This window comes from Actinosynnema sp. (assembly GCF_052038725.1).
In genome coordinates this window covers 1-2,790 of sequence record NZ_JBQGCX010000198.1, presented here as the reverse complement: position 1 = coordinate 2,790, position 2,790 = coordinate 1, and the positions used below count along the sequence as shown (strand labels likewise).

The 2,790-nt window shown below is 71.3% G+C and carries 2 protein-coding genes and 1 pseudogene; 1 reads left to right on the top strand and 2 read right to left on the bottom strand.

The genetic code is table 11. The features are described from left to right. Positions 1 to 16: 16 nt before the first annotated feature. Complete coding sequence (locus ACTUAL_RS03705) at positions 17 to 259, bottom strand: ferredoxin (protein ID WP_440899270.1); 243 nt, start codon at positions 257 to 259, stop codon at positions 17 to 19. Next, positions 256 to 1,443, bottom strand: a complete 1,188-nt coding sequence (locus ACTUAL_RS03700; RefSeq protein ID WP_440899269.1) for a cytochrome P450 — start codon at positions 1,441 to 1,443, stop codon at positions 256 to 258. The genes ACTUAL_RS03705 and ACTUAL_RS03700 overlap by 4 nt, the downstream gene beginning before the upstream one ends. Before the next feature lie 557 nt (positions 1,444 to 2,000). On the opposite strand from ACTUAL_RS03700, the pseudogene ACTUAL_RS03695 reads away from it, so the two are divergent. Continuing rightward, positions 2,001 to 2,790, top strand: a pseudogene (locus tag ACTUAL_RS03695) (lysine 2,3-aminomutase); the annotation flags it as partial.

Here is a 2,790-nt window from a genome sequence, read left to right as displayed (position 1 = left end):
ACGGCGGTGGTCGGGCCTATTCCTCGGGTGAGAGGAACCGGCCCGTGGCCGTCTCGGTGACTGTTATAGCCGCCAAGGGGCACAATTCAGCGTCGTCGAGCATGTACAGCGCGGGACCGGTCACGGTCGCGCGTGCGGCGGCCTTGCCGTCGCGGATCTCCAGGTGCTCCGGCGAGGTGCTCACGCACACGCCGGTGCCGATGCAGGCCGCGCGGTCGACGGCGACCGACCAGGAGGTGGCCTCGGTGGTGTGGTTCACCAGGCCACCCGCAGCTTCTTCGGGCCGCGCACCAGCAGGCCGCGCTTCCACTCCACGCCCTCGTCGCCCTCGGCCAGGCGCAGGTCCGGGACCTTGGTGGTGATGACCTCCAGCATGACCTGGAGCTCCATGCGGGCGAGCTGCGCGCCGAGGCAGTGGTGCGGGCCGTGGCCGAACGCGACGTGCGGGTTGGACTCGCGGGTGAAGTCCATCTTCTCCGGCTCGGCGAAGACCTCAGGGTCGCGGTTGGCGCCGGGGATCGAGGCCAGGATCGGCTCGCCCTCGCGGACGACGACGGTGCCGAGCTTGACGTCCTCGGTGGCGTAGCGGGGGAACAGCGCGGCCGGGTTGAGCGGGATGAACCGCAGCATCTCCTCGACGGCGGCCGGGATCAGCTCGGGCCGGGCCTTGAGCTGCTCGTAGTGCTCGGGGCTGGTGAGCAGGGCGTAGAGGAAGTTCGGGATGTGCGTGGAGACCGCCTCGGAGCCGGTCAGCAGCAGGCCGACGCTGGCGATGGACAGCAGCTCCTGCTCGGTGAGCTGGTCCTCGTCGTCGCGGGCGCGCACCAGGGCGGTGAGCAGGTCGTCGGTGGGCTCCTCGCGGCGCTTGGCCACCAGGGTGGCCATGTACGCGAACAGCTCCTCGGCCTGGGACATGACCGGCTTGGCCGTGTTGGTCAGGCCGTCGGTCCAGACCCGGAACTTGCCGCGGTCCTCGAAGGGCACGCCGATGAGGTCGCAGATGACGGCGATCGGGAAGGGCAGCGCGAAGTGCTCGACCAGGTCCGCGGGCGAGCCGTGGGCGATCATGTCGTCGGCGCACTTCTCCGCGATGCGCACCGCGTGGGGGCGCATGGCGTTGACGCGCCGGGCGGTCAGCGCCTTGCCCGCGAGCTTGCGCAGGCGGGTGTGGTCCGGCGGGTCGAGGCCGACGATGCCCTCGTACGCCATCTCCTCGCGCAACCGGGGCTGGTCCTGGCCCTGCGCCGCCGCCCGGCTGAAGCGCGGGTCGGTCAGCACGGTCTTGGTGTCCTCGTACCCCAGGGTTAACCAGGAGACCTCGCCGTAGGGCATCTGCACCCGGGTGACGGGCTCCTCGCTGCGCAGCTCGGCGTAGATGGGATCGACGTGGATACCCAGTTCCTCGCTGAACGGGTAGGTCCGGACCTGCTGGGTTTCTGTCATCCGTCTTCTCCTCCGGGTGCGCGGGAGCCTGCCCGACCACCGCGCGCCGGTCCCTTTGGGCCTGTGCCCGGAAGCCGTTCCCGGCTGCCACGTGAATGGCTCTGGGACATTCCCGCCCCCGGTCGTTGAGAAAGACTTAGCACGTCCCGGAAGTCCGCTAAACCCCGGCAGTCCCCCTTCGGTCCCCCTAGCCGCCCGGCGACCGCCCCGCCCCACCCCCGACCCCGACCACCGGTCAGCGGAAGCCCTCACCTGGGAATTCGGCCGAGGTCGTGGGTGCGGGGCGGCGCGCACCGGCTGCGGGCGCGGGGCGGTGAGGGGTCGCGCAGGGGCCGCGCTAGGGGTTGCGCGGGGGCATTTCGCGCTTAAGGTCGCTCAGCGGAACCACCCGCGAACTTCCCCTCGTGCGTTCTCCGCGCGGTGCGCTCGCCTCGCGCCGCACTCGCCGCGCGCCGATCGGCGCGCGGTCGGACGCCCATTTCCCAGCACCGCGGTCTTTCCGCGCCGCGGCCGTTCGAGCGAAAAACCGGGAAGACCGAAACGGAAGGTGCTCGCGCATGTCCCTGCCGCTCGCCGTTCTCCCGGAGGCGCCCCGCTTCCGGTCGTTGGGGCCCCACCACGTCGACGAGGTCGCGGCCAGGTACGCGCCGCGCGCGGACCTGATGGAGGCGGTGCGGGTCATCTCGCAGGTGCTGCCGTTCCGGGTCAACGAGTACGTGCTCTCGCACCTGATCGACTGGGCCCGCGTGCCGGAGGACCCGATCTTCCAGCTGGTGTTCCCGCAGCGCGGGATGCTGGCCGAGGACGACGAGCGCGAGCTGACCGACCTGCTGCGCGCCAAGGACAAGCGCGGGCTGCGGCTGGCGGTCGAGCGGGTGCGCGGCGGGCTGAACCCGCACCCGGCCGGGCAGAAGGAGCTCAACGTCCCGGTGCTCGACGGGGAGGTGCTGCCCGGCGTGCAGCACAAGTACCGGGAGACGGCGCTGTACTTCCCGCAGCAGGGCCAGACCTGCCACGCCTACTGCACCTACTGCTTCCGCTGGGCGCAGTTCGTCGGCGACGCGGACCTGCGGTTCGCCGCGCCCGGCCCGGAGCAGTTGGTGAGCTACCTGCACCGGCACCCGGCGGTGACCGACGTGCTGGTCACCGGCGGCGACCCGATGATCATGAGCACCGAGCGGTTGCGCACGCACCTGGAGCCGCTGCTGGCGGTCGACACGGTGCGCACGATCCGGATCGGCACGAAGTCGGTGGCCTACTGGCCGCACCGCTTCACCACCGACCCGGACGCGGACGACACGCTCCGCCTGTTCGAGAAGGTCGTGGCCTCGGGCAAGAACCTCGCGT